At 60.1% G+C, this 22,594-nt stretch carries 21 protein-coding genes; 14 read left to right on the plus strand and 7 right to left on the minus strand.

Features of this window, described 5'->3' with window-relative positions; translation table 11 throughout:
- Window positions 1-313: 313 nt before the first annotated feature.
- Window positions 314-2,734 (plus strand): ATP-dependent helicase, encoded by a 2,421-nt coding sequence (locus B4F27_RS15050; RefSeq protein ID WP_074634505.1) that lies wholly within the window; start codon window positions 314-316, stop codon window positions 2,732-2,734.
- Between the two features lie 220 nt (window positions 2,735-2,954).
- Here B4F27_RS15050 and B4F27_RS15055 read toward each other — a convergent pair whose 3' ends face one another.
- Window positions 2,955-3,167: a DUF1127 domain-containing protein gene (locus B4F27_RS15055; RefSeq protein WP_286760030.1), complete on the minus strand. Its 213-nt coding sequence runs from the start codon at window positions 3,165-3,167 to the stop codon at window positions 2,955-2,957.
- Window positions 3,168-3,681: 514 nt separating this feature from the next.
- On the opposite strand from B4F27_RS15055, the gene B4F27_RS15060 reads away from it, so the two are divergent.
- The 8 genes from B4F27_RS15060 to mraY all read left to right on the plus strand — a co-directional run bounded on the left by B4F27_RS15060 (window position 3,682) and on the right by mraY (window position 13,201).
- The gene (locus B4F27_RS15060; protein WP_286760031.1) at window positions 3,682-4,752 is read left to right on the plus strand and encodes an Mrp/NBP35 family ATP-binding protein; all 1,071 of its coding nucleotides are present in this window, start codon (window positions 3,682-3,684) and stop codon (window positions 4,750-4,752) included.
- 768 nt (window positions 4,753-5,520) lie between these two features.
- On the plus strand, window positions 5,521-6,024 hold the full coding sequence (gene mraZ / locus B4F27_RS15065; protein ID WP_286760032.1) for a division/cell wall cluster transcriptional repressor MraZ: 504 nt from the start codon (window positions 5,521-5,523) through the stop codon (window positions 6,022-6,024).
- A 5-nt stretch (window positions 6,025-6,029) separates the two neighbouring features.
- Entirely contained in the window at window positions 6,030-7,022 is a 993-nt protein-coding gene (rsmH, locus tag B4F27_RS15070) for a 16S rRNA (cytosine(1402)-N(4))-methyltransferase RsmH (RefSeq protein WP_037945057.1), read from the plus strand.
- Window positions 7,019-7,372, plus strand: coding sequence for a cell division protein FtsL (ftsL, locus tag B4F27_RS15075; RefSeq protein ID WP_005854161.1), 354 nt, complete (start codon window positions 7,019-7,021; stop codon window positions 7,370-7,372). Before rsmH ends, ftsL begins: the two co-directional genes overlap by 4 nt.
- Window positions 7,369-9,156 carry a peptidoglycan D,D-transpeptidase FtsI family protein gene (locus B4F27_RS15080; RefSeq protein ID WP_286760033.1) on the plus strand — a complete coding sequence of 596 codons (1,788 nt, stop codon included), beginning with the start codon at window positions 7,369-7,371 and terminating at the stop codon, window positions 9,154-9,156. The genes ftsL and B4F27_RS15080 overlap by 4 nt, the downstream gene beginning before the upstream one ends.
- A 16-nt stretch (window positions 9,157-9,172) precedes the next feature.
- The gene (locus B4F27_RS15085) at window positions 9,173-10,654 is read left to right on the plus strand and encodes a UDP-N-acetylmuramoyl-L-alanyl-D-glutamate--2,6-diaminopimelate ligase (RefSeq protein WP_286760034.1); all 1,482 of its coding nucleotides are present in this window, start codon (window positions 9,173-9,175) and stop codon (window positions 10,652-10,654) included.
- The gene (locus B4F27_RS15090; protein ID WP_286760035.1) at window positions 10,651-12,087 is read left to right on the plus strand and encodes a UDP-N-acetylmuramoyl-tripeptide--D-alanyl-D-alanine ligase; all 1,437 of its coding nucleotides are present in this window, start codon (window positions 10,651-10,653) and stop codon (window positions 12,085-12,087) included. Before B4F27_RS15085 ends, B4F27_RS15090 begins: the two co-directional genes overlap by 4 nt.
- 31 nt (window positions 12,088-12,118) lie before the next feature.
- A complete protein-coding gene (gene mraY / locus B4F27_RS15095; protein ID WP_286760036.1) occupies window positions 12,119-13,201 on the plus strand; it encodes a phospho-N-acetylmuramoyl-pentapeptide-transferase in 1,083 nt (360 codons plus the stop codon).
- Between the two features lie 160 nt (window positions 13,202-13,361).
- On the opposite strand, the gene B4F27_RS15100 is transcribed toward mraY, so the two are convergent.
- Complete coding sequence (locus B4F27_RS15100) at window positions 13,362-14,273, minus strand: glutaminase (RefSeq protein ID WP_235183792.1); 912 nt, start codon at window positions 14,271-14,273, stop codon at window positions 13,362-13,364.
- Window positions 14,274-14,319: 46 nt separating this feature from the next.
- Between B4F27_RS15100 and murD the strand changes: the two genes are divergently transcribed.
- The gene (gene murD, locus B4F27_RS15105; RefSeq protein ID WP_286760037.1) at window positions 14,320-15,723 is read left to right on the plus strand and encodes a UDP-N-acetylmuramoyl-L-alanine--D-glutamate ligase; all 1,404 of its coding nucleotides are present in this window, start codon (window positions 14,320-14,322) and stop codon (window positions 15,721-15,723) included.
- A gap of 260 nt (window positions 15,724-15,983) precedes the next feature.
- Here the strand turns inward: murD and B4F27_RS15110 are convergent, their stop codons facing one another.
- The 3 genes from B4F27_RS15110 to B4F27_RS15120 form a co-directional block, all read right to left on the minus strand.
- Window positions 15,984-16,496, minus strand: a complete 513-nt coding sequence (locus tag B4F27_RS15110; RefSeq protein WP_286760038.1) for a hypothetical protein — start codon at window positions 16,494-16,496, stop codon at window positions 15,984-15,986.
- Between the two features lie 12 nt (window positions 16,497-16,508).
- Window positions 16,509-17,510, minus strand: coding sequence for a YHYH protein (locus tag B4F27_RS15115; RefSeq protein WP_286760039.1), 1,002 nt, complete (start codon window positions 17,508-17,510; stop codon window positions 16,509-16,511).
- A 164-nt stretch (window positions 17,511-17,674) separates the two neighbouring features.
- The gene (locus tag B4F27_RS15120; protein ID WP_286760040.1) at window positions 17,675-18,208 is read right to left on the minus strand and encodes a TetR/AcrR family transcriptional regulator; all 534 of its coding nucleotides are present in this window, start codon (window positions 18,206-18,208) and stop codon (window positions 17,675-17,677) included.
- 138 nt (window positions 18,209-18,346) lie between these two features.
- Here B4F27_RS15120 and B4F27_RS15125 point away from each other — a divergent pair, with 138 nt between their 5' ends.
- The 4 genes from B4F27_RS15125 to B4F27_RS15140 all read left to right on the plus strand — a co-directional run bounded on the left by B4F27_RS15125 (window position 18,347) and on the right by B4F27_RS15140 (window position 21,605).
- A complete protein-coding gene (locus B4F27_RS15125) occupies window positions 18,347-19,027 on the plus strand; it encodes a cupin domain-containing protein (RefSeq protein WP_286760041.1) in 681 nt (226 codons plus the stop codon).
- Window position 19,028: 1 nt separating this feature from the next.
- A complete protein-coding gene (locus B4F27_RS15130) occupies window positions 19,029-19,217 on the plus strand; it encodes a hypothetical protein (RefSeq protein ID WP_286760042.1) in 189 nt (62 codons plus the stop codon).
- Window positions 19,217-20,302, plus strand: a complete 1,086-nt coding sequence (locus B4F27_RS15135) for a flavin monoamine oxidase family protein (RefSeq protein ID WP_286760043.1) — start codon at window positions 19,217-19,219, stop codon at window positions 20,300-20,302. The genes B4F27_RS15130 and B4F27_RS15135 overlap by 1 nt, the downstream gene beginning before the upstream one ends.
- A gap of 97 nt (window positions 20,303-20,399) precedes the next feature.
- The gene (locus tag B4F27_RS15140) at window positions 20,400-21,605 is read left to right on the plus strand and encodes an MFS transporter (RefSeq protein ID WP_286760044.1); all 1,206 of its coding nucleotides are present in this window, start codon (window positions 20,400-20,402) and stop codon (window positions 21,603-21,605) included.
- A 220-nt stretch (window positions 21,606-21,825) separates the two neighbouring features.
- On the opposite strand, the gene B4F27_RS15145 is transcribed toward B4F27_RS15140, so the two are convergent.
- Together B4F27_RS15145 and B4F27_RS15150 are read right to left on the minus strand one after the other, a co-directional pair.
- Entirely contained in the window at window positions 21,826-22,209 is a 384-nt protein-coding gene (locus B4F27_RS15145; RefSeq protein WP_286760045.1) for a nuclear transport factor 2 family protein, read from the minus strand.
- Window positions 22,210-22,393: 184 nt separating this feature from the next.
- Window positions 22,394-22,594: NAD(P)/FAD-dependent oxidoreductase (locus B4F27_RS15150; RefSeq protein ID WP_286760046.1), on the minus strand; the 201-nt coding region annotated here is incomplete at its 5' end.

The raw sequence follows: 22,594 nt of genomic DNA on the forward strand, positions 1-22,594 counted from the left end.
TCAAGCGTCTAGAGCGCGCGCTAACGCTGCGCTGCGGCATTGTTGCGTCTGTTTGACGCGGTGTGCAAGTAGAAGTTTTTTGCGCTCCGCGGGGGATTTTTAACCATTTGGAAAGAGATGGGGTGCTACGCCGAGTCGAGGGCGCGATCGTAACTATGCAATAACATCAGTAATAAGGAGAAACAGATAACAATAATTCCTGCGGCTTTGACGCTAGACGGTTAGCAAACCGCCGCTGCTTTATAGAAAATGCGGCGGGAACATTTTGCGAACGTATCTTTTATTTGGTGCGTGCGCAGGATAGATTGGCCGCATGAGTGATTTTGACGAAATGGCCGCCTTTGAGGGCGCTTCCCTATCATCGCGCGCTATGGCTGCGCGTCCGCAACCCTATCTTGATGGGCTGAATCCGGCCCAGCGTGCCGCGGTGGAGCAGATGGATGGCCCTGTCTTGATGCTCGCGGGGGCAGGCACGGGCAAGACCAAGGCTTTGACGGCGCGGATCGTGCATCTGATGAACACCGGGCGCGCCCGCCCGAACGAGATTCTCGCGGTAACCTTCACCAATAAGGCTGCGCGCGAGATGAAAAACCGTGTGGGGCATATGCTGGGGCAGAGCATTGAAGGGATGCCTTGGCTGGGTACGTTTCATGCGATTTGCGTCAAGCTGTTGCGCCGCCATGCTGAATTGGTCGGGCTAAAGTCGAACTTCACCATTCTGGACACGGATGACCAGCTGCGCCTGCTCAAGCAGTTGATCAAAGCGGAAGGGATTGATGACAAACGTTGGCCCGCGCGTTTGCTGTCAGGCGTTATTGATGGCTGGAAAAACCGCGCATTGACGCCCGAGAAAATTCCTACGGCCGATGCGGGGGCCTATAACCACCGCGGAGCGGAGCTTTATGCGCAGTATCAAGCGCGGCTTAAAGATCTGAACGCCTGCGACTTCGGTGATTTGCTGCTGCATATGGTCACCATTTTCCAGCAGCACGAAGACGTGCTGGGGCAATATCAGCGGTGGTTCAAATATATTCTGGTGGATGAGTATCAGGATACCAACGTGGCACAGTATTTGTGGCTCCGTCTGCTGGCCTCTGGCCACAAGAATATCTGCTGCGTCGGGGATGACGACCAGTCGATCTACGGATGGCGAGGGGCCGAGGTTGGCAACATCCTGCGGTTCGAAAAAGATTTTCCCGGCGCTCATGTGGTGCGGTTGGAACAGAATTACCGGTCAACACCGCACATCCTGGCGGCCGCTTCGGGCGTGATCGCAGGAAACGAGGGGCGTTTGGGAAAGACCTTGTGGACGGAATCCCGTGAGGGTGAAAAGCTGCGTCTCATCGGCCATTGGGATGGCGAGGAAGAGGCGCGTTGGATCGGCGACGAAATCGAAGCGTTGCAGCGCGGCACACGCGAGCTTGATCCTTACACATTGGACGATATGGCGATTCTTGTACGGGCATCGCACCAGATGCGCGCGTTTGAAGATCGATTCCTGACCATTGGCCTACCGTACCGCGTGATCGGTGGCCCGCGTTTCTATGAACGGTTAGAAATTCGCGACGCCATGGCCTATTTCAGGGTGGTTACCTCGCCTGATGACGATCTTGCTTTTGAGAGAATCGTGAACACGCCCAAGCGTGGTTTAGGCGATAAAGCGCAACAAAATATACAGAAAACCGCGCGGGAAAACGGTGTGAACCTCGTGGAGGGGGCGCGGATCCTATTGGCGAATGGCGGGATTGGCGGTCGTGGTGCGGCGCAGTTGCGTCTGCTTATCGACGGGATTCAGCGCTGGTCCGAACTGGCCCGGGGCCCGCGCCTACAGACTGTGGTTGATGACGATAGCGTCATCGACGAAGGCGCGCCGCTGTTTCACGAGGAATATGGCCCGCCCGAAGTCAGCCATGTGGAATTGGCGCAGATTATTTTGGATGAAAGCGGATATACTGGTTTTTGGCAGAACGACAAAACGCCGGAAGCTCCCGGGCGGCTCGAGAACCTGAAGGAGCTGGTTAAAGCGTTGGAGCAGTTCGAGAATCTTCAAGGTTTTCTGGAACACGTCAGCTTGATCATGGATAATGAAAGCGACGATGGCGGCGCCAAAGTGTCGATCATGACGTTGCACGCGGCCAAGGGGCTTGAGTTTCCGGCGGTGTTTCTTCCCGGCTGGGAGGATGGGCTGTTTCCGTCGCAGCGATCGATGGACGAATCCGGCCTGAAGGGGCTGGAGGAAGAGCGGCGGCTTGCCTATGTCGGAATCACCCGGGCAGAGCAGCTTTGCACGATCTCTTTTGCAGCCAACCGCCGCGTGTTTGGTCAGTGGCAAAGCGCCATGCCGTCACGGTTTATCGACGAACTTCCCGAAGCCCATGTGGATGTGCTGACCCCGCCGGGGCTGTATGGTGGCGGGTATGGCGCTGCGATGCCCAAATCGAATCTGCATGAAAAAGCCGCTGAAGCGAATGTATATAATTCTCCGGGGTGGCGAAGGTTGCAGACGCGCAGCCAAGCGCGCAGCGTGAGCCAGCCTTCGGAAGCCCGAAATGTGACGATCGACATGTCCGCCGTCAGCAGTTTTGCGATGGGGGAGCGGGTGTTCCACCAGAAATTTGGCTATGGCGAAGTCGTTGGAATCGAAGGGGATAAGCTTGAGATCAGCTTTGACAAGGCCGGGGTCAAGAAGGTCGTGTCGCGCTATCTGAGCGCATCGGATGACGTTCCGTTCTGAACTGGCGTCATGAGTTTTACGAAATATCAAGAATTAGATGCAAGAACGGCGGTGCTTTGGGAGGAAAGCGCCGCCGTCTTTATCTACGTCCCCAATCCAATCGGGAGGAAAGGGGGAAGGGGACGTTTATGAAAGCCGCCGGTCTCAGGGAGGAGGAGGAGACCCGAAGCTTTCTACAGGCACACAACAGGGAGGGTGCGTGTGCCCGATCCAGTATGATTTATGCAGCGTTGCGTGCTGTTTCCAGCGCGATGCCGCGGATTTGCGAGCGGCCCATGCCCAGGTCGTTCAGCTCGCGGTTGGACAAGGAGCTCAGCTCGTTGAAAGTGGAGCGGTATACGCGGCGTTGCTTGCGGCGAGTCTCGAGTGTGGACATCAGCGCGGCAAAGCGGTCTGCCAGGGTCGGTGCGGTTGTAGCGTTCCAGTAGGCCATCGGATACCTCGTCTTGTTTCGTCTGTGTTCGTTATCATTCGTCTTGTGTTGGTTATGTAGTAAAATGCTGCATCTGCACAATAGTCAGATCGTCAATGCTGCTATGCAGAAAATGCATGGGCAAAAGGTGACGTAACGTCTTGATCGGGAACAAAATAACCCTAGCGCAAACGCTTTAGCAGTCAGGAGGAGTTGTATGAAAAAAAATGGCGACGATACCAGGGAGGAGGAGGGTATCGCCGCCGAAAACAAACACATCCGGGAGGAGGATGGATGAGTTTGGTCTTATTCTTGGCTCGCAGTGTCTGCGTTCCTGAAACCTTTTTGACCTATTTGCTGCGTTTGCACAATTCTCAAATTGTGCATTGCTGCCATGCAGCGAAAACATAGGGGTTTTGCGTAATTTCTGGGCGCTAAATGTTCGTTTTGCCTTGGTGCTGTGCGGCATGCGAACGTAGGGTTGCGATTTGGCCAGAAACTGCCATGTCAAAAGCAGTCTCGAAAGGAATATGTCATGCCGCTCTCTAAATCCGACGTCGAATCTGCTCTGGCCCGGGTGATGCTGCCGGATGGGAAATCTATCCTTGATCACGATCTGATCCGCGCTTTGACGGTCGAGGGCGATGTGGTGCGCTTTGTTATAGAAGCCCCCAATGCACAGGTCGCCGCGCAGATGGCCCCGCTGCGCGACGCGGCAGAGGCCGTGGTGCGCGAGGTTGATGGTGTTGGCAGCGTAACAGTCGCCCTGACGGCCCATGGCCCCGCGCCAAAGCAATCTGCCCCAAGCCTAAAGATTGGCGGACACCCGAAGGCGCAGGATGGCCCGGTGAAACCGGCTGGCGTGCAGCGCATTCTCGCCATTGGGTCGGGCAAGGGGGGCGTGGGCAAATCGACCGTGAGCTCGAACCTCGCCGTGGCTTTGGCGCGGGCAGGTCGCAAGGTCGGTTTGCTGGATGCCGATATATATGGTCCCAGTCAGCCGCGTATGATGGGGGTGAACAAGCGGCCCGCCTCACCGGATGGGAAGACGATCATCCCGCTGCGCGCCCATGGTGTGACCCTGATGTCCATCGGTTTTATGATGGAGGAGGGGAAGGCTGTGGTCTGGCGTGGCCCGATGTTGATGGGCGCGCTGCAGCAGATGCTGGGGCAGGTAGAGTGGGGCGAGCTGGACGTGTTGCTTGTCGATCTGCCGCCGGGCACGGGCGATGTGCAGCTGACACTATGTACCAAATCCGAATTGTCTGGCGCGATCGTGGTGTCAACGCCGCAGGACGTGGCGCTGATCGATGCGCGCAAGGCGATTGATATGTTCAATACGTTGAAGACGCCCGTGTTGGGATTGATCGAGAATATGTCGCTGTTTGTTTGTCCTGATTGTGGGTCCGAACATGAAATCTTTGGCCATGGCGGGGTTGCAGCCGAAGCTGCGAAGATGGACGTGCCTTTGCTCGGCAGTTTACCCATCGATCTTGATACCCGGCTTTCCGGCGATGGTGGCACGCCGGTGGCCGCGGGGGATGGGCCGATGGCTCAGGCCTATGCCCGCATCGCCGAAGGTTTGATCAAGGGTGGGATGGCCTAAGGGGCAACCTCCTTCACGCTCCTATCTATACTCAACGCCGCGCAGCCCCCTGCGCGGCGTTTCGCGTTCATCGGCGTCGTGTGGACGTGCCTATGGGATCCCATGGGAAAACCTCATGGGAAAACATGGGAGATCGCCGGCCGGACCCTGCTGGATTGGCAAGGTGATTCGGCGGAAAATGGCTGTCTGAGGCGCGGAATCCTCAGTTTGCGCGATAAAGCAGTTGCAATTGGCGTTGCGATCGGGGAACAAGCCGCGAACACAGGTTGTGGATAACTCTGTGGTCTAAAATTGTTGGGAAATTGTGGGAAATTTCAGCACGCGTTTTTAACCTCAATATGTTGTGTCTGAATTTCACATTTATTCGATATAGGCTAAATATCGCTGATATTTCTTTCCCACATGTTGATTTACAACCCTGTGCAAAACCAAATTTGGTATGTATTTCCCAAAAAACTTATAGACGCCCATCAATTCCCATGGCATCCCTAGTGCATCGGATGAGAACGAGACACGGGGCACCAAACGACCCCAACGACCAAATAAAACTCTAGCAGGTTCATACAGGCACCTCGCTTTCATCAGACCAAGAGATCCGGCGCGCGAGCGAGCAGACATCCCCCCAGGTGGCGCGCGCAGTCGGACTTCCCCGCCAAGGCGGGACGGGCGGCGGGTTGATCAGTGGCAGCAGATCAGCCCGCCGTTTCTACATCTACCGCCGGGGGCATGATTTTAGGGCGCATAAGCGTCGCAGGCAGGGACAAACACGTGAGCCGCAGGTTCAGAGGCGAAAGCCAACACAAGGTCGATACGAAGGGGCGGGTGTCTATCCCAGCCTCTTTTCGTCGTGTGTTGGAAGCCGGTGACCCGAATTGGCAAAACGGTGGCACGCCCGAGCTGGTGATCGTCTATGGCGACAGCCGCCGCAGCTATCTTGAATGCTATACCATGCAGGCCATCGAAGAGGTGGACGACAAGATCGACGCGCTGCCGCGCGGGTCGATGGAACGCAAGATGCTGCAGCGCCTGTTCCACGGTCAGTCCTTTCCTACATCGGTCGATGAAACGGGCCGCTTGGTTCTGCCCGCTAAGCTGCGCAACAAGATCGAGTTGGAAAACGAAGCATTCTTTATCGCCGCCGGTGATACCTTCCAGATCTGGAAGCCCGAAACCTACGAGACCGAGGAAAAGGCCCGCGAAGAGGAGTGGCTGGACGATCTGCCAGAAGACTTTGATCCGATGGCCTTCCTGGACGGCAAGCCGGAGGCTTGATCGATATGAGCGGACCCAGCGACACCCCCTCCGCCCCGCACACACCGGTTCTGCTGCGCCCCTTGCTGGCGGCGGTGGCCCCTGTGTCGGGGCGTTGGCTGGATGGCACCTTTGGCGCGGGCGGCTATACCCGGGGCCTGCTGGACGCGGGTGCTGCGCAGGTGGTGGCGGTGGACCGTGATCCGCTTGCGTTTGAAATGGCGCAGGCCTGGGCCGGTGACTATGGCGACCGGATCGTCATGCAGCGCGGCGTCTTTTCCAAGATGGACGATTATGCGCAGGATCTGGACGGGATCGTGCTGGATCTGGGCGTGTCCTCCATGCAGCTTGATCTGGCAGAGCGCGGGTTCTCATTCATGCGTGACGGTCCGCTTGATATGCGGATGAGCCAGGACGGCCCCTCGGCGGCGGATATCGTCAACGAGGCCGAGGAAGAGGTGATTGCCAATATCCTGTTCCAATACGGTGAAGAACGTGCCAGCCGCCGCATCGCCAAAGCGATCGTGCGCGCCCGCGAAGAGGCCCCGATCACCACAACGCTGGCGCTTGCAGGCTTGGTCGAAGGCTGTTTGCCGCGCTCGAAACCCGGCCAGTCGCATCCCGCGACCCGCAGCTTTCAGGCGCTGCGCATTGCGGTGAACAATGAATATGGCGAGCTGTTCAACGGGTTGATGGCGGCGGAACGCGCGTTGAAACCCGGTGGCCAGCTGGCCGTTGTGACCTTCCACTCGGTCGAAGACCGTATGGTCAAACGCTTCCTGACGGCGCGTGCGGGGGCAGGGGGCAATGCCAACCGCTTTGCGCCCGAAATTGAAACAGAAGCGCCGCAATTCAAGATCCTCAAGCGCAAGGCCATCGGGCCGGATGCGCAAGAGCTGGAAGAGAACCCGCGCAGCCGCTCGGCCAAGCTGCGCGTCGCAATTCGCACTGATGCGCCTGCGGGCAGCATCGATGCCAAGGCACTCGGCATGCCTATGGTCAGGGGATTAACCGTATGAGAACCGTGCTTTACATCCTAACCACCTTTTCGGTGATCGGGCTGGCCTTCTGGGCCTACCGCGAAAATTACGCGACCCAGCAAGCCCTGAGTGATGCCGATGACCTGCGCTATGAAATCCGCGAAGCCTACAGCCGTCTGGCCGTGCTCAAGGCGGAATGGGCCTATCAGAACCGCCCCGACCGTCTGCGCGATCTGGCAGAGCTGAACTTTGACCGGCTGAACCTTTTGCCGCTGCATCCCGACCAGTTCGGATCTATCGATCAGGTGAGCTACCCGCCGCTGCCAGAACTGCCGCTGTTCGAGATCACCGACGGCGTTGACGTATCCTCGATGGAGGCCCCCGAATGATCCGCACCCCGCTGCGCCCGCTGGCCCGTATTCTTGAAGCCCGTCAAAAGGGCGAAAACCCCGATGCGATCGAGCGCGAGAACAAGCGTATCCGCCACGAGCAGATGCGCGACGCCTCGCGACAGCGCGCCGAGGGGCGTTTGCTGGTTCTGGGCGTCTTCTTCTTCTGCGCCTTCACAGTCGTGGGCGCGCGTATGGGGGTCATGGCGACCACCGACCCGACAGAGCCGCGCGCGGCGGCCCCGGGTTCCGTGATCTCGGCCACCCGCGCCGATATTGTGGATCGCAACGGCAATCTGCTGGCGACCAACTTTGAGACACACGCGCTTTATGCGCAGCCGCACCACATGATCGACCCGCAGGGGGCCGTGAAAAAGCTGATGGCCGTGTTCCCCGACCTGAACGAGGAACGCCTGCTGCGCGACTTTACCGGCAAGCGCAAGTTCTTGTGGATCAAGAAGAAAATTAGCCCCGAGCAGATGCAGGCCGTGCATGATATCGGCGAGCCGGGCTTGCTGTTTGCACCGCGTGATATGCGCCTTTACCCCAACGGATCGCTTGCCGCGCATATCATGGGCGGGGCCAGCTATGGCCGCGAGGGGGTCCATGCCGCCGAGGTGATTGGCGTCGCGGGCGCAGAGAAATACTTTGACGACTATCTGCGCGATCCGGCCAATGGGAACAAGCCGCTGGAACTCTCGATCGACATGACCGTACAGGCCGCGTCCGAGCGTATTCTTTATGGCGGCATGAAGCTGATGAACGCCAAGGGGGCGACCTCGGTCCTGATGGATGTGCACACGGGCGAGGTGATCAGCGCCGTATCATTGCCCTCTTTCGACCCTAACGACCGGCCCCGTGCCGCCGTCACAGGCGATGCGTCCGACAGCCCGCTGTTCAATCGGTCGGTGCAAGGCGTCTACGAGCTGGGCTCTGTCTTCAAGATTTTCACCGCGGCACAGGCGATCGACCTTGGCATTGCCACTGCGGATACGGTGATCGACACCTCTGGCCCGATGAAGGTCGGCGGCTTCCGCATCGGCGAATTCCACGGCAAGAACTATGGCAAGCAGACGGTGACGGGGATCATCGTGCACAGCTCCAACCGCGGGACAGGGCGGCTTGCGCTTGAGATCGGCGCGGAGCGTCAGCAGGAGTTCCTGAAAAACCTCGGGTTCTTTGAACCAACCTCCTTCGAGATCGTCGAAGCCTCTGGCGGCAAGCCCTTGCTGCCGCAGCGCTGGCAAGAGTTGAGCACCGTAACCGTCTCTTATGGCCACGGTCTGTCCTCCAGCCCGATGCATCTGGCGGCGGGCTATTCTGCCATCGCCAATGGCGGGCACAAGGTCACCCCGACGTTGCGCAAGCAATCCGGCCCCGTGGTCGGCCCGCGTGTGATGTCTGAACGCGCGGCGGCGGATGCCCGCGCAATGCTGCGTGCGGTGGTGACCGAAGGCACGGCCAGCTTTGCCGAAGTGCCCGGCTACCAGATCGGCGGCAAGACCGGTACGGCGGATAAACCCGGCCCCCGAGGTGGCTATCTTGAGGATAAGGTCATCGCGACCTTTGCCAGCATGTTCCCGGCGCATGATCCCAAATACGTGCTGATCGTCACGCTGGATGAACCGGTCGAGACCTCGGGCGACAAACCGCGCCGCACGGCCGGTTGGACAGCCGTGCCCGTGGCCGCGGAAATGGTCCGTCGCGTCGCGCCCCTGCTGGGTCTGCGACCGACTGTTGAACCGGACAGCCTCGCTGATATAACGCTCTCCAGCAGCAACTAATATAAAGAGCGTCCCCATGGGCACACAGGCCGTCCCGTTATCCTCCCTTGGTCTGACCGCGAAAGGGGGGGGCAACCCGCCCATTGCAGGTATCAGCGTCGACAGCCGTCAGGTCCAGCCCGGCACCCTGTTCGCCGCTATGCCCGGCAGCAAGGTCCACGGGGCCGAGTTTATCCAATATGCGCTGCGCATGGGCGCGGTGGCGGTGTTGACCGACGCCGAGGGGGCCACGCTGGCCGCTGACGCGTTGGCACAGGCCGAGGTCGCCCTTGTCGTCACCGATGCCCCCCGCGAGGCGCTGTCGCGCGCGGCAGCCCTGTGGTACGGCGCGCAGCCGCAGACGATGATTGCCGTCACCGGCACCAATGGCAAAACCTCTGTAAGCACCTTCGTGCGGCAAATCTGGATCGAGATGGGGTTGGCAGCTGTCAACCTTGGCACCACTGGCGTCGAAGGCGCATGGACGGCACCGCTGGCGCATACCACGCCCGAGCCCATTACCCTGCACCGCACTCTGGCCGACGCCTCTGCCAACGGTATCACCCATGCCGCGATGGAGGCGTCAAGCCACGGGCTGGACCAGCGGCGGCTGGATGGCGTCACGCTCAAGGCGGCGGGGTTCACGAATTTTACCCAAGACCATCTCGACTACCACGAGACCTTCGACGCCTACTTCGACGCCAAGGCCGGACTGTTCTCGCGGGTGCTGCCCGAGGACGGCACGGCGGTGATCAATATCGATGATCCCAAGGGGGTCGATATGGTCGCCATCGCACGCGCCCGCGGCTGCGAGGTGATTACCGTGGGGCGCGACGGTGGCGATCTGCATCTGACCGGCCAGCGCTTCGATGCGACGGGGCAGGACTTGCGGTTCAGCTATCGTGGCAAGACCTACCAGAAACGCCTGAACCTCATTGGCGGGTTTCAGGCGGACAACGTGTTGCTCGCGGCGGGGCTGGTGATTGCCTGCGGGGCGGACCCCGCCCATGTGTTCGACACGCTGCCGCATCTGACCACCGTGCGCGGCCGCATGCAGCTTGCCGCCACACGGGACAATGGCGGAGCGGTGTTTGTGGATTACGCCCATACCCCCGACGCCATCGCCACCGCCCTGCAAGCGATGCGCCCCCATGTCATGGGCCGGCTGGTCGCTATCGTGGGCGCAGGCGGCGACCGTGACCGTGCCAAACGCCCGCTGATGGGGCAGGCGGCGGCGGCCCATGCGGATTTGGTGTTCGTGACCGATGACAACCCGCGCTCCGAAGATCCGGCGACCATCCGTGCCGCCGTCATGGAGGGCGCGCCAGAAGCGACCGAGGTGGGCGACCGTGCCGAGGCGATCCTACGGGGCATCGACGCCATCGGCACGGGCGACGCGCTGCTGATCGCGGGCAAGGGCCATGAAACCGGACAGACCATCGGTGACGATGTGCTACCCTTTGATGATGTGGAACAGGCCAGCGTCGCCGTCGCGGCGCTGGATGGGAGATTGGCATGAGCTTGTGGACAGCAAAAGAGGCCGAAAGCGCCACCGGCGGCCGCGCCATCGGGGACTGGACCTGTGACGGCGTGTCGATTGACACCCGCACCCTTGCACCGGGGGATCTGTTCGTCGCGCTGAAAGACGTGCGCGACGGGCATGATTTTGTCGCCAGTGCGCTGGAAAAAGGGGCGGGGGCCGCGCTGGTCACCCATGTGCCCGAGGGCGTGGCCGAGGATGCACCGCTGCTGATCGTCGAGGATGTGCTCAAGGCCCTTGAGGCGCTTGGTGCCGCCGCGCGGGCCCGAACGCAGGCCAAGGTCGTCGCGGTGACGGGCAGCGTCGGCAAGACCTCGACCAAGGAAATGCTGCTTGCGATCTTTGCCGACCAGGGGCGGGCGCATGCCTCTGTCGACAGCTATAACAACCACTGGGGTGTGCCGCTGACACTGGCGCGGATGCCTGCGGATACGGAATATGCCGTGATCGAGATCGGCATGAACCACCCCGGAGAGATCTCTCCGCTGGCGCAGATGGCCAAGCCGGATGTCGCGATGGTCACCACCGTCGCGGCCGTGCATCTGGAAGCCTTTGCCAATGTCGCGGAAATCGCGGTCGAGAAAGCCGCCGTTTTTGACGGGCTGCAACCGGGGGGCGTGGCGGTGATCAACGCAGACATCGAACACGCCGCGATCCTGATGGCAAAGGCCGTGGATCGCCGCCTGCGCGAGGTCGAATTTGGCGAGCATGGCTATCAGTACAAACTGCTGGACGTGCAGGTGCAGGGCGACACCACCGTCGTGCGCGCCGACGCGGACGGCACACCACTGCTGTTCAAGATCGGAACGCCGGGACGGCATTTCGCGATGAACGCCTTGGGGGCCTTGGCCTCTGCACAGGCCATGGGGGCTGATCTGGCGCTGGCTGCGGCCTCGTTGGGGCGCTGGACACCGTATAAGGGGCGCGGCGTGCGAGAGGTTATCCATCTCGACGTGGTCGACACCCATCTGACGTTGAACCTGATTGATGACAGCTATAACGCGAACCCCACGTCGATGGCCGCCGCCCTAGAGGTGCTGGCCGCTGCCGAGGTGACCCATGATATCGGCCGCGTCAGCAAGGGGCGGCGCATCGCCTATTTGGGGGACATGAAGGAGCTGGGACCGGACGAGATCGCCCTGCACGCAGGGCTCGCCCATCTCGACGCCACCAAAAAGCTGGATGTGATCCACTGTGTGGGGCCGCTGATGAAGTCGCTCTATGACCTGCTGCCGGCGCATCAACGCGGGGAATGGGCCGAGACCGCCGCCGACCTGCTGCCCGCGCTTTCGTCGCATCTGGACAGTGGCGATGTTGTGCTCGCCAAAGGCTCCTTGTCCATGAAACTGGGGCTGATCGTTGACGCGATCCGCAAAATGGGCCATCCGGTCCAGAATGAACGACAGGGCTAAGCCCACAAGATTTTGAGTTAGGACGCGTACGATGCTCTATTGGTTGACCCTCCTGTCAGATGGCGGCGATTTCTTTAACCTTTTCCGCTACATCACCTTCCGCGCCGGTGGGGCCTTCCTGACAGCGCTGGTGTTTGGCTTTCTGTTCGGCAAGCCGCTGATCGCCGTGCTGCGCAAGCGGCAGGGCAAGGGCCAACCGATCCGGGATGACGGTCCCGAGGGGCATTTTGTCAAGGCGGGGACGCCGACCATGGGCGGGCTGCTGATTGTGGGGGCCTTGCTGACCTCCACCCTGCTGTGGGCGCGGCTGGACAACCCGTTTGTGTGGATGGTGCTGCTGGTGACAATGGCGTTTGCTGCCATCGGGTTTGCAGATGATTACGCCAAGGTCAGCAAGCAGACGACTGCCGGTGTTTCTAGCAGAATGCGTCTGTTGCTGGGCTTTATCATCGCGGGCAGCGCGGCCTATTGGGCGGCGCAGTTCCACCCCGAAGAGCTGCAAAACCAACTGGCGCTGCCCGTGTTCAAGAATACACTGATCAACCTTGGCTATCTGTTCGTGCCGTTTTCCATCATCGTGATCGTGGGCGCGGCGAATGCGGTGAACCTGACGGACGGGCTGGACGGGCTGGCGATCATGCCGGTGATGATCGCCGCAGGGGCGCTTGGCGTGATCGCCTATGCCGTCGGCCGCGTCGATTTCACCGAATATCTGGACGTGCATTATGTGCCGGGCACGGGCGAGATTCTGGTCTTTACTGCCGGTATCTTTGGCGGTGGTCTGGGCTTTTTGTGGTATAACGCGCCCCCCGCCGCGGTCTTTATGGGCGACACCGGATCGCTGGCCCTTGGCGGCGCATTGGGGGCCATCGCGGTTGCCACCAAGCACGAATTGGTGCTGGCCATCGTCGGCGGCCTGTTTGTGGTCGAGGCGCTGTCGGTGATCATTCAGGTGCTCTATTTCAAACGCACGGGCAAAAGGGTCTTCCTGATGGCACCGATCCACCATCATTATGAAAAGAAGGGCTGGGCCGAGCCGCAGATCGTCATCCGCTTCTGGATCATCTCTTTGATCCTCGCGATGATCGGGCTGGCGACACTGAAGGTCCGCTGAGCCGTTTATCAAGGCGGTAAGAAACAAGAGGGCGCGCTGCAGGGATGTGGCGCGCTTTTTTTATGGCGGACGGGGGCCAGCCCCCGCGCGGCCAAGGGGCCGCGTCCCCCGGAGTTTATTTGGCAAAATGAAGGGCGGGGGAGGCTGGACGCAGGGGGCGTCAGAAGATCGACCAGCCCATTTCGCGCGCGAGGCGGGCCATCGCCTGGGTGCCTTTCTTCGAGTTGCCATAGCGGTTCAGGCCAGGGGACCAGACGGCGATGCTGGCGCGGCCGGGGACAATGGCAAGAATACCGCCTCCCACACCGGATTTCGCCGGAAGCCCGACGCGGTAGGCAAAATCGCCCGACCCGTCATAATGCCCGCAGGTCAGCATCAGCGCATTGAGACGCCGGATGCGGGGCGGCAGGATCATGCGGGGCAGCTTGTCGGTTTCGATCAGGAACCGTCCGGCCATGGCCAGTTGCCGCGCGGACATGTCGATGGCGCAGTGATGGAAATAAGTGCCGAGCGTCTTCTCCGGCGGGTTGTTCAGGTTTCCGCAGGATGCCAGAAAATGCGCCAGGGCAAAGTTGCGGTGGCCATGGGCGGTTTCAGAGGCCGCGACGGTTTCGTTGATGTGGATGTCGTCGTCGCTGGCGGCGGCGCGGACGAATTGCAGGATTTCGGCCAAGGTCTCGCGCGGTTCGCGGCCCGTGAGCACCTCGTCCGTGGTGACAATGGCACCGGCGTTGATGAAGGGGTTGCGCGGGCGGCCCTGTTCGGCCTCAAGCTGCACAATGGAATTGAATGCACGCCCCGATGGCTCGCGGCCCACGCGCTTCCACAGCTGGTCGCCTGACCGTCCAAGGGCGATGGCAAGGGTGAAGACCTTGGTGATGGATTGCACGGAAAACGGCGTATCGGCATCCCCGGCGGTAAAGACCTCGCCGTCCGCGGTGGTGATCGCGATACCGAATTGCGCAGGATCGACAGAGGCCAGTTGCGGGATATAGGCTGCCACGTCACCCCAGTCATCCGTGGCGCGCATGTCGGCGTTGAGCTGGGCTAAAATCTCTGGCAGAGGGGGCATAAGGGGCTCCGAAAGTTTCAGGGTCATCGCTAACAGGAGAGCAGGCATGATACCAGTTCAAGGTTTGACCGGCGCAAAGGTCGCCATTCTGGGGCTCGGGCGGTCGGGGCTGTCTGCGGTCCGTGCGCTGGCCGCCGGGGGCGCTGTGCCTGTTTGTTGGGATGACAACCCCGCCGCCCGCGCCGCCGCGCAGGCCGAAGGGTTCGATTGTGCGGATCTGGGCAAAGCCGGCGTCTTTGATGACATCGCGCGGCTGATCGTATCGCCCGGCATCCCGCATCTTTATCCGGCACCGAACCCGGTGATCGTCGCCGCGCAGGACGCAGGTGTGCCGGTGGACAATGACATCGGGCTGTTCTTTCAAAGCTTCGCGACGCTGGCCTGGGATAATTTTGACGTGGTGCCCAAGATCATCGCGATCACCGGGTCGAACGGGAAATCCACCACCTCGGCGTTGGTGCATCACATTCTCAAACACGCGGGTCGTCCGACGCAGCTGGCGGGAAACATCGGTCGCGGTGTGCTGGACATAGAGCCCGCCATTGACGGCGAGGTCGTGGTGCTGGAGCTGTCGAGCTACCAGACCGATCTGGCGCGCAACTTGACGCCGGATGTCGCCGTCTTCACCAACCTTAGCCCCGATCATCTGGATCGTCATGCGGGCATGGGGGGCTACTTCGCGGCCAAACGGCGGCTCTTTGCTGAAGGCGGGCCGGATCGTGCCGTCATTGGCGTGGATGAACCCGAAGGGCGTTTTCTGGCGGGACAGCTCAGCGAAGGGGCGGCCGACGACCGGGTGATCCGCGTGTCGGTGGACCGCAAGCTCACGGGTCTTGGTTGGCAGGTCTTCGCGCGCAAAGGCTTCTTGTCGGAATATCGCGGCGGCAAGCAGATCGGGTCCATCGATCTGCGCAGCATTACCGGCTTGCCCGGGGCGCATAACCACCAGAACGCCTGTGCCGCCTATGCCGCCTGTCGCACACTGGGGTTCGCGCCCAAGATCATCGAAGCGGCGTTCCATTCCTTTGGCGGCCTGCCGCACCGCAGCCAGACCGTGGGCGAGGCGGGCGGCGTGCGCTTCGTCAACGACAGCAAGGCGACCAATGTAGACAGTGCGGTCAAGGCACTGGCGGCGTTCAAGAACATCCGCTGGATCTGCGGCGGGCTTGAGAAAGAGGGCGGTTTGGGCAGTTTGGCAGAACCGCTGGAGACAGTGCGCAAAGCCTATGTGATCGGGCGCGAGGCGGCGCAGTTTGCCATGAAATTGGGGGTCGAGGCCGAGGTCTGTGGCACGATGGACGTCGCGGTTGCACGCGCGGTCGAGGATGCAGAGGCGGGGGACGTTGTTCTGCTGGCCCCTGCGGCGGCGAGCTTTGACCAATACGACAGTTTCGAGCGCCGCGGAGAGGATTTTGTCGCGCAGGTCCAGAAGCATCTGACGGACACGTAACTGCGTTTATGGGGAAGGAGCGCCGCATGGGTAATGATTGCGGTGTTTCAGTCTGCTCTGGTCCAGATTGTGGCGCGTGACTGATTGTTTGATCGGGGCCATCGGATAATTGACGGCTTGTTCAGGAATGCAGGTTTCGAGGCCGGCTATCGAAGAAAAAGGGCTTGATCCTAATCGTATGCGGCCGCGAACCGACGAGATCTACTGCCGATTATCGGGCATGCGCGATAAGAGGCTCGGCGTTCTGTTGAAGGGGCGACCTATGGGTTGGCCCCGGGGATGAAAACCTTGACGGTTGATGAAATTGGGACGCCGTTCATCGACCACGCGCTGTGATCATTTGCGTTCAATGTCCTTCTGACTTCATTCTCGCCCGGCACCAGTGAGGTGCCCGACAGATGATACCAGTTGGAGTAGACCCGCGCTATTTTCGCGCCATTCACATAGATATGGGCATGACCTTCGTTGTCTTGCGGTGCGTGATTGATCGCTGCGGGTGTGAACTTGAAATGAACGGGCAGGATTTGAACATTATACCCGCCCATCACGTCCGGAAATACCAGATGCGTGACGCTTGGCTGTGGCAGTTCGGCAGAGACGTCGCGCGGAGGATGCCGGTGCGCTGGCACCGCGCCGGGCGCGCTAGCCATATCCATCGTTGCCTTGCCGATGTCAGGTGACACGGGGGCATTGGGGGCGCGGGACATGGGAAAAAGCGTCATGACCACGACAGCCATCGACGCCCCGATTATGGCATAGGCGAGTTTTTCCACCAGATCCGGTCTTTACTGGCCGGGTGCGGGCATAGCTGCGCGCAGGTCGGCTTCGCTGACACCAAGTGCCTGAGCTGCCGCGGCAAAGTCCGGCGGGCGCGTGTCACCAAGTGCCCCGACCAACTCAGCCTCTGTGATGCCCAGTTGATCGGCAACTGCGGCAAAATCCGGTGCGGCACCACCGCCACCGGGGCCATTGTTCGCGGTCACGTCGACCTCACCATGGTAGCAGTCGATCATATAGGGCGCTTCATCTGCCGTGAGATGGTAGTGGTAAATCCCTTCCGGGAATTCAGGCGTCGGGCCGGAGTGGCCGCTGCACGCATCCAGATCGTCATTCACCACGACAATACCACCGACATCATTGTTGCCATAGACCGGAAAGCCGTCGGCCAAAACACCGATCATCCGCGAATGTTGCCCGGCCTGCGCCGCGGCCTCGGCGATACAAACAGGGATGCCATGATAGTGGTAATTCGTCCCGTCTACGAGCGTGTGCCCGTTGCAGTTGTCCAGAAATGCCACGTGATCATGAACAACCTGATCGTCAATCGCAACGACGGAGCGGTCGGGGTTCTCATAGTCGTTGAAAATCTGTGCGCCACTCAAGGCCACGCCAATTCTCCCCAGCGAGGTGTCCGTTGATGTATCCGAATAGACCGGCTGCGTTGTGATTGTCGCGTCGATCTCGGTCTCTTTGAAGTAGTCGGCAGAGTTCTGCACGTCAAAGAACTCCAGCGGCTTGTCGGCAAAAGGTTGATCGTTTGGATCGCTTGGAATCAGATATTGTTCCGCAAATCCGTGGTCCGGGATGCCGTTGGATTGAAAGCGGAATGTCTTTGCGTCAGCATCGACCGTGATCTTGACATGACCTGCCCAATTTGCCGCTTGAACGACCGCCGCAGTGTCATTCGACTGTTTCACATTCTGAGCCGATGAAGGCGAATAGATCAGGGATGCGGCGGCCAGCACAACCGATGCGGCGGCTGTCCCATAGAGAGTTTTCTTGGACATGATTTTCTGATCTCCCATGAGATGTCGGTATCTTTACTTCCAACTTCGGGTCGAAGCGCTGCTAAGCCGAAGCTAGGCCTTAAACGGACACGTGCCAACTTTCCGTCGTTATTTTTTACAGAAATATAGCGCTCTAGAATTTTCCGAGCGCTGCCATATCGACGTCAAATCTTGGCGATACTTCGGATCGCGGCCTTGGCGATCTGGTCGAACATCGCACGATCGTCGGAGGATGACGCAACGATCATGCCGCCTTCCAGCGCCGCGACGATGAGGCAGGACGTGTCTTCGGGGTTTTCGACGCCATTACGGTGGAACAGGTCAAGCAGCCACAGCCTGTTCATTTTGAAGAATGCCTTTGTTTTCTGGTTAACATTCTTGGGCAGCCCGATCGCTTCTGCGCCCATGATCGCGCAAAGGCAGATGGTTTCGTCCAAGACAAGCGCTTGAGAGTAGAGCGCGACATAGCTGTCCAACGCCGTTTGCAAGCTGGCCGTATCGATCTGTTCAAGGTGCTCTTTGAACTGGCTGGTGTAGCGATCCACCAAAGCTTCGCCCAGATCGGGTTTGGTCGGGAAGTGATAGTGAACGCTTGCGCTCTTGATGCCGACATCGCTTGCCAGGTCGCGAAAGCTCATCGCCGAGAAACCGGCACCACGGACACGTTTTTCAGCGGCATCAAGGATTTTATCTTTCATTGTCTGCGGCATTTGGGGCTCCTGTCTATCATGTGGTAGATAGGTGTTGACAGCGAGGAGGGCAATATCTAACTGATAGCCTATCAACTGATAGGTAGCTATGTAGCGCCGCTGCGCGCTGAACCGGAGGGATGTACCATGAACCTGAACGCAAATTTCGATGAACGTGCCGTTGTACATTCGGATCGGCAGCCGTGGGTTGCATCCCCGATGAAGGGCGTGGACCGGCGGATGCTGGATCGGATCGGGGACGAAGTCGCGCGGGCGACGACCATCGTCCGCTATGCGCCGGGCAGCGCGTTTTCGGCGCACACCCATACCGGCGGCGAAGAATTTCTGGTGCTTGAGGGCGTGTTTCAGGATGAACACGGTGACTTTCCGGTCGGCACATATGTGCGCAACCCGCCAACGTCTTCGCACACCCCAAGCTCTGCCGAGGGGGCGACGATCTTCGTCAAGCTGTGGCAGTTCGACATGGATGACCGTCAGCAGATCACCATAGACACCACCACCCAGACCCCGCAGCCGGTGCGTGAGGGTGTTTCAGAAATCCCGCTGTTCGCGGATGCGCACGAACGGGTGCGGATCGAGCTTTGGGAGCCCAACGTGGCAGTGACGCAGGCCGGCCACAGCGGGTTTGAAGCCGTTGTGGTCGAAGGAAGCTTTATCGAAGGGGATGAGGTCTTCGCGGTCAATTCCTGGCTGCGCCTACCGCCCCACACGCCGCTGAACGCCGTTTCCGGGCCCGAGGGCGCGCGGCTTTGGGTCAAATCTGGCCATCTTGCAGACACGCCGACGGCCCCGAATGTCGGGGGATAAGATGTCAGATCCACTTGCAATCACTGGCGGGGCGGGTGCCGGTCTTGCTAACCGCGCCCTGCACAGAATGGCCCCTGAACGGATGAAGAAGCCAGCCGATATTGTCCGCACCTATCTGGCACTGACGGATCAACCACGGTCCACCTGGACCCATGATCTGTACCTCAGGCCGATGGGAGAGGCATTCTGATGCGGACTGATGTTCTGATTGTGGGCGGTGGTCTGTCGGGTCTTGCGCTTGCCGACCATCTGGCCCGCCAAGGCCGCGATTTCTTGCTGGTTGAAGCGCAGGACCGCCTTGGCGGACGCATCCTTACACAGGAGTTTTCGGGCGGTGCCTTCGACCTTGGGCCTGCGTGGTTCTGGCCGGGGCAGCCGCGCATGGCGGCCCTCGCGGAGCGCTTTCAGATCCCTGTGTTTGGGCAGTTCTCGACGGGTGACTTGGTCTATCAAGAGCAAAACGGCACCGTGCAGCGCGGGCGCGGCTATGCCTCTATGGAGGGGTCCTACCGCTTGGCCGGTGGGATCGGCTCTGTGGTGCATGCTTTGGCCAAAGGGTTGGATCCGGTGAAGATGATGACCAGCACGCGGCTGACGTTGGTCGATCACTCGGCGGGCATCATCACGGCGCAGGTTGAGCAAGACGGCACAGCGCAGATCATCAAGGCCAATAGGATCGTGATGGCCATGCCGCCCCGGGTCATTGCCGATACCGTTTCCTTTGAGCCCGCGCTGGATGCGGGCCAAATGCAGGCATTGCAAGACACGCCGACCTGGATGGCCGGTCAGGCCAAGATCATTGCGGTTTACGACCAGCCTCATTGGCGACATGCCGGGCTGTCCGGCGACGCCATGAGCCAGCAGGGGCCGATGGTCGAAATCCATGATGCTTCGCCAAGGCAGGGCGGTCCCTATGCGCTCTTCGGTTTTGTCGGGGTTCCTGCGGATGCGCGTGCCCAGCACAAAGATGAGATGATGCGCCTTGCGGTGATGCAGCTTACGGCGATGTTCGGACCGGAAATGGCCAACCCGATGCACCTTATTTTGCAAGACTGGGCGACCATTCCCCACATCGCGCGCCCACAGGATCGACAGCCGGTCCGAAGCCACCCCCGCTATGGTTTGCCGTCCAAACTGCATGCCCTTTCAGCGCGCGGGGTGATATTTGCGTCGACCGAAACCGCCCCGGAATTCGGAGGCTTTCTGGAGGGCGCATTAGAGGCGGCCGAACATGCGGCCAGCACGCTGGCGCTGCACGACCCCATGCAGACCTGATCACCACCCGTCCGCATGGGTTTGGGCATCCAATAGAAAAATGAAAACACGCCGCGCCAAGCCAATCCAACGGGCATGGTGGCCATACGGATGAAAAATGATGACACAGACGATAGACCGGACTGAAACCGCCGGGTTCCGGCGCAACCTTACGGTGCTGATCCTCGCCCAATCCTTGGGGGCTGCCAGCGGACCGATTGTAATCTCGCTGGGGGGATTGGTTGGTCAGGATCTCGCGACTGACCCTGCTTTGGCGACCCTTCCGGTCAGCATCTATAATCTTGGACTTGCCCTTGGAACGGTGCCTGCCGCTTGGATCATGCGACAATACGGGCGGCGCAGCGGTTATCTTCTAGGCGCGATGATCGGCGTGTTCTCGGGATTGGTCGCCGCTGGTGCGATATCCTTTGGGGCGTTCATATTCTTCTGTTTGGGAACGTTTCTTGCGGGGCTCTATGCGTCCTATGTACAGTCTTACCGTTTCGCAGCTGCCGACGGGCGCGAAGGGGCAGACAGGGGGCGGGCCATTTCATGGGTCATGGTTGGCGGCCTGGTCGCTGCCATTATCGGCCCGCAACTGGTCATTGCCACGCGCGACGCTGTGCCGGACGTGCCCTTTGCGGGCAGTTTCCTGAGCCAAGCGGCGCTGGCGCTCATCGCGTTTTTTGTTCTGACCCGATTAAGGGGCCGCCAACCCGCAGCCACAGCGCAAAGGCCATCCGATGACGGGGGGCGCACCGTGCTCCAACTTCTGGCTTCGCCGAAATACATGCTTGGGGTCGCCGCTGGCGTGGTGTCTTACGGGCTTATGTCATTCGTCATGACGGCCGCACCGCTGGCGATGGTCGGATGCGGGCACTCGATTGACCACGCGGCATGGGGTATTCAGTGGCATGTGCTGGCGATGTTCGCGCCAAGCCTTGTGACGGGCAAGCTGATCGCCCGGTTCGGCAAGGAAAAGGTCACCGCCGCTGGCCTGATCATCATCGGCATTTCAGGTGCTGTTGCGTTGACCGGTCTGGATCTGAGGCATTTCTTCATCTCTCTCATCCTTCTTGGGATCGGGTGGAACTTTGGCTTCATCGGAGCGACTGCGATGGTAGCTGCCGCGCATACAGAGGCCGAGCGCGGGCGTGCCCAAGGGCTGAATGATTTCGCCGTTTTCGGCACAGTCGCGGCTCTTTCGTTCTTTTCTGGCGCGTTGATGCAGGCGTCGGGATGGCATCTCATCAATCTCATGATGTTCCCCTTCATCGCCATCGTGCTTGCGCCCTTGGTCTGGCAAGCGGCGCGGCGCGTATAGGGCGGTGCCAATATTGTCTCAAAAACTGGCAACGTACCGCCAACCTCAAGGAAGAACTTAACATGCCTAATGTGCAAGTTCTTATAACTGTGACGCTTGTTGGGGGTGGCGGCACGTTGATTGTCGACGCGGTTAAAAGGCTTGCGGCTCGGTTCTTGGCAAAAATGCCAACGCATAGCTTTTGACCTTTCAATGCTGTGCTCGCACGGCATTTATTGTATCAAAACATCCCGTTGTCGTTGTTACTTTGTACAGGCATTTCCTGAAGCACGTCCCAATGCTCGACGATCTTGCCTTGATCATCGAGACGGAAAATGTCCATCCCTGCATAATCGGGACCGTTGGGCCATAGCTGATGGCAATGCAGGATCACATGATTGCCGTCCACGAATGACCGCTTGACCTCGACATGTTTGCCCGGATGTTCGCGGGCCATCCGTTCGAAATAGTCAACGAAGGCCGCCTTGCCGTCCGCCACATGGGGATTGTGCTGAATGTACTGCGCTCCGGCGTAGCGCGCGATGGCGTCGGCGGGGCGGCAATCATTGAACATCATTTCGTAAAAGGCGATGACGTTGGCCTGGTCGGTTTCTGGGTCACGCATGGTCTTCCTTTCTGAATTTACCGATAGTGTGGCGCATGTCTGCATTGGGGAAGCTGCATTGCGGGCTCGCTTCCATGCGACGATGACAGCTTTGGGTCGATGGTGTCGGGCTGGGGGGGGGGGGGCCCCCCNNCCCCCCCCGCCGCCTATGGCGGCTCCCCCGGGATTTAGGGCCATTTGGAAATTACTGTTTCTGTGCGATATCTGCGGCGCAGGCCATGGCGGAGGACCAGGCCCATTGGAAGTTATAGCCGCCCAGCCATCCGGTCACGTCGACGGCCTCGCCAATGAAGTAGAGACCGGGGCGTGTCTTGGCCTCTAGTGTTTTGGAGGACAGAGCGTCGGTGTCGATCCCGCCGAGGGTGACTTCGGCGGTGCGGTAGCC

The organism is Sulfitobacter sp. UBA1132, assembly GCF_002311545.1.
GTDB lineage: Bacteria > Pseudomonadota > Alphaproteobacteria > Rhodobacterales > Rhodobacteraceae > Sulfitobacter > Sulfitobacter pontiacus.

Bases quoted from the DNA above. Each gene is read 5' to 3' on its own strand.
- B4F27_RS15050 (WP_074634505.1), top strand. From the start codon at position 314: ATGAGTGATTTTGACGAAATGGCCGCCTTTGAGGGCGCTTCCCTATCA.
- B4F27_RS15055 (WP_286760030.1), bottom strand. From the start codon at position 3,167: ATGGCCTACTGGAACGCTACAACCGCACCGACCCTGGCAGACCGCTTT.
- B4F27_RS15060 (WP_286760031.1), top strand. From the start codon at position 3,682: ATGCCGCTCTCTAAATCCGACGTCGAATCTGCTCTGGCCCGGGTGATG.
- rsmH (WP_037945057.1), top strand. From the start codon at position 6,030: ATGAGCGGACCCAGCGACACCCCCTCCGCCCCGCACACACCGGTTCTG.
- ftsL (WP_005854161.1), top strand. From the start codon at position 7,019: ATGAGAACCGTGCTTTACATCCTAACCACCTTTTCGGTGATCGGGCTG.
- B4F27_RS15080 (WP_286760033.1), top strand. From the start codon at position 7,369: ATGATCCGCACCCCGCTGCGCCCGCTGGCCCGTATTCTTGAAGCCCGT.
- B4F27_RS15085 (WP_286760034.1), top strand. From the start codon at position 9,173: ATGGGCACACAGGCCGTCCCGTTATCCTCCCTTGGTCTGACCGCGAAA.
- B4F27_RS15090 (WP_286760035.1), top strand. From the start codon at position 10,651: ATGAGCTTGTGGACAGCAAAAGAGGCCGAAAGCGCCACCGGCGGCCGC.
- mraY (WP_286760036.1), top strand. From the start codon at position 12,119: ATGCTCTATTGGTTGACCCTCCTGTCAGATGGCGGCGATTTCTTTAAC.
- B4F27_RS15100 (WP_235183792.1), bottom strand. From the start codon at position 14,273: ATGCCCCCTCTGCCAGAGATTTTAGCCCAGCTCAACGCCGACATGCGC.
- murD (WP_286760037.1), top strand. From the start codon at position 14,320: ATGATACCAGTTCAAGGTTTGACCGGCGCAAAGGTCGCCATTCTGGGG.
- B4F27_RS15115 (WP_286760039.1), bottom strand. From the start codon at position 17,510: ATGTCCAAGAAAACTCTCTATGGGACAGCCGCCGCATCGGTTGTGCTG.
- B4F27_RS15120 (WP_286760040.1), bottom strand. From the start codon at position 18,208: ATGAAAGATAAAATCCTTGATGCCGCTGAAAAACGTGTCCGTGGTGCC.
- B4F27_RS15125 (WP_286760041.1), top strand. From the start codon at position 18,347: ATGAACCTGAACGCAAATTTCGATGAACGTGCCGTTGTACATTCGGAT.
- B4F27_RS15130 (WP_286760042.1), top strand. From the start codon at position 19,029: ATGTCAGATCCACTTGCAATCACTGGCGGGGCGGGTGCCGGTCTTGCT.
- B4F27_RS15135 (WP_286760043.1), top strand. From the start codon at position 19,217: ATGCGGACTGATGTTCTGATTGTGGGCGGTGGTCTGTCGGGTCTTGCG.
- B4F27_RS15140 (WP_286760044.1), top strand. From the start codon at position 20,400: ATGATGACACAGACGATAGACCGGACTGAAACCGCCGGGTTCCGGCGC.
- B4F27_RS15145 (WP_286760045.1), bottom strand. From the start codon at position 22,209: ATGCGTGACCCAGAAACCGACCAGGCCAACGTCATCGCCTTTTACGAA.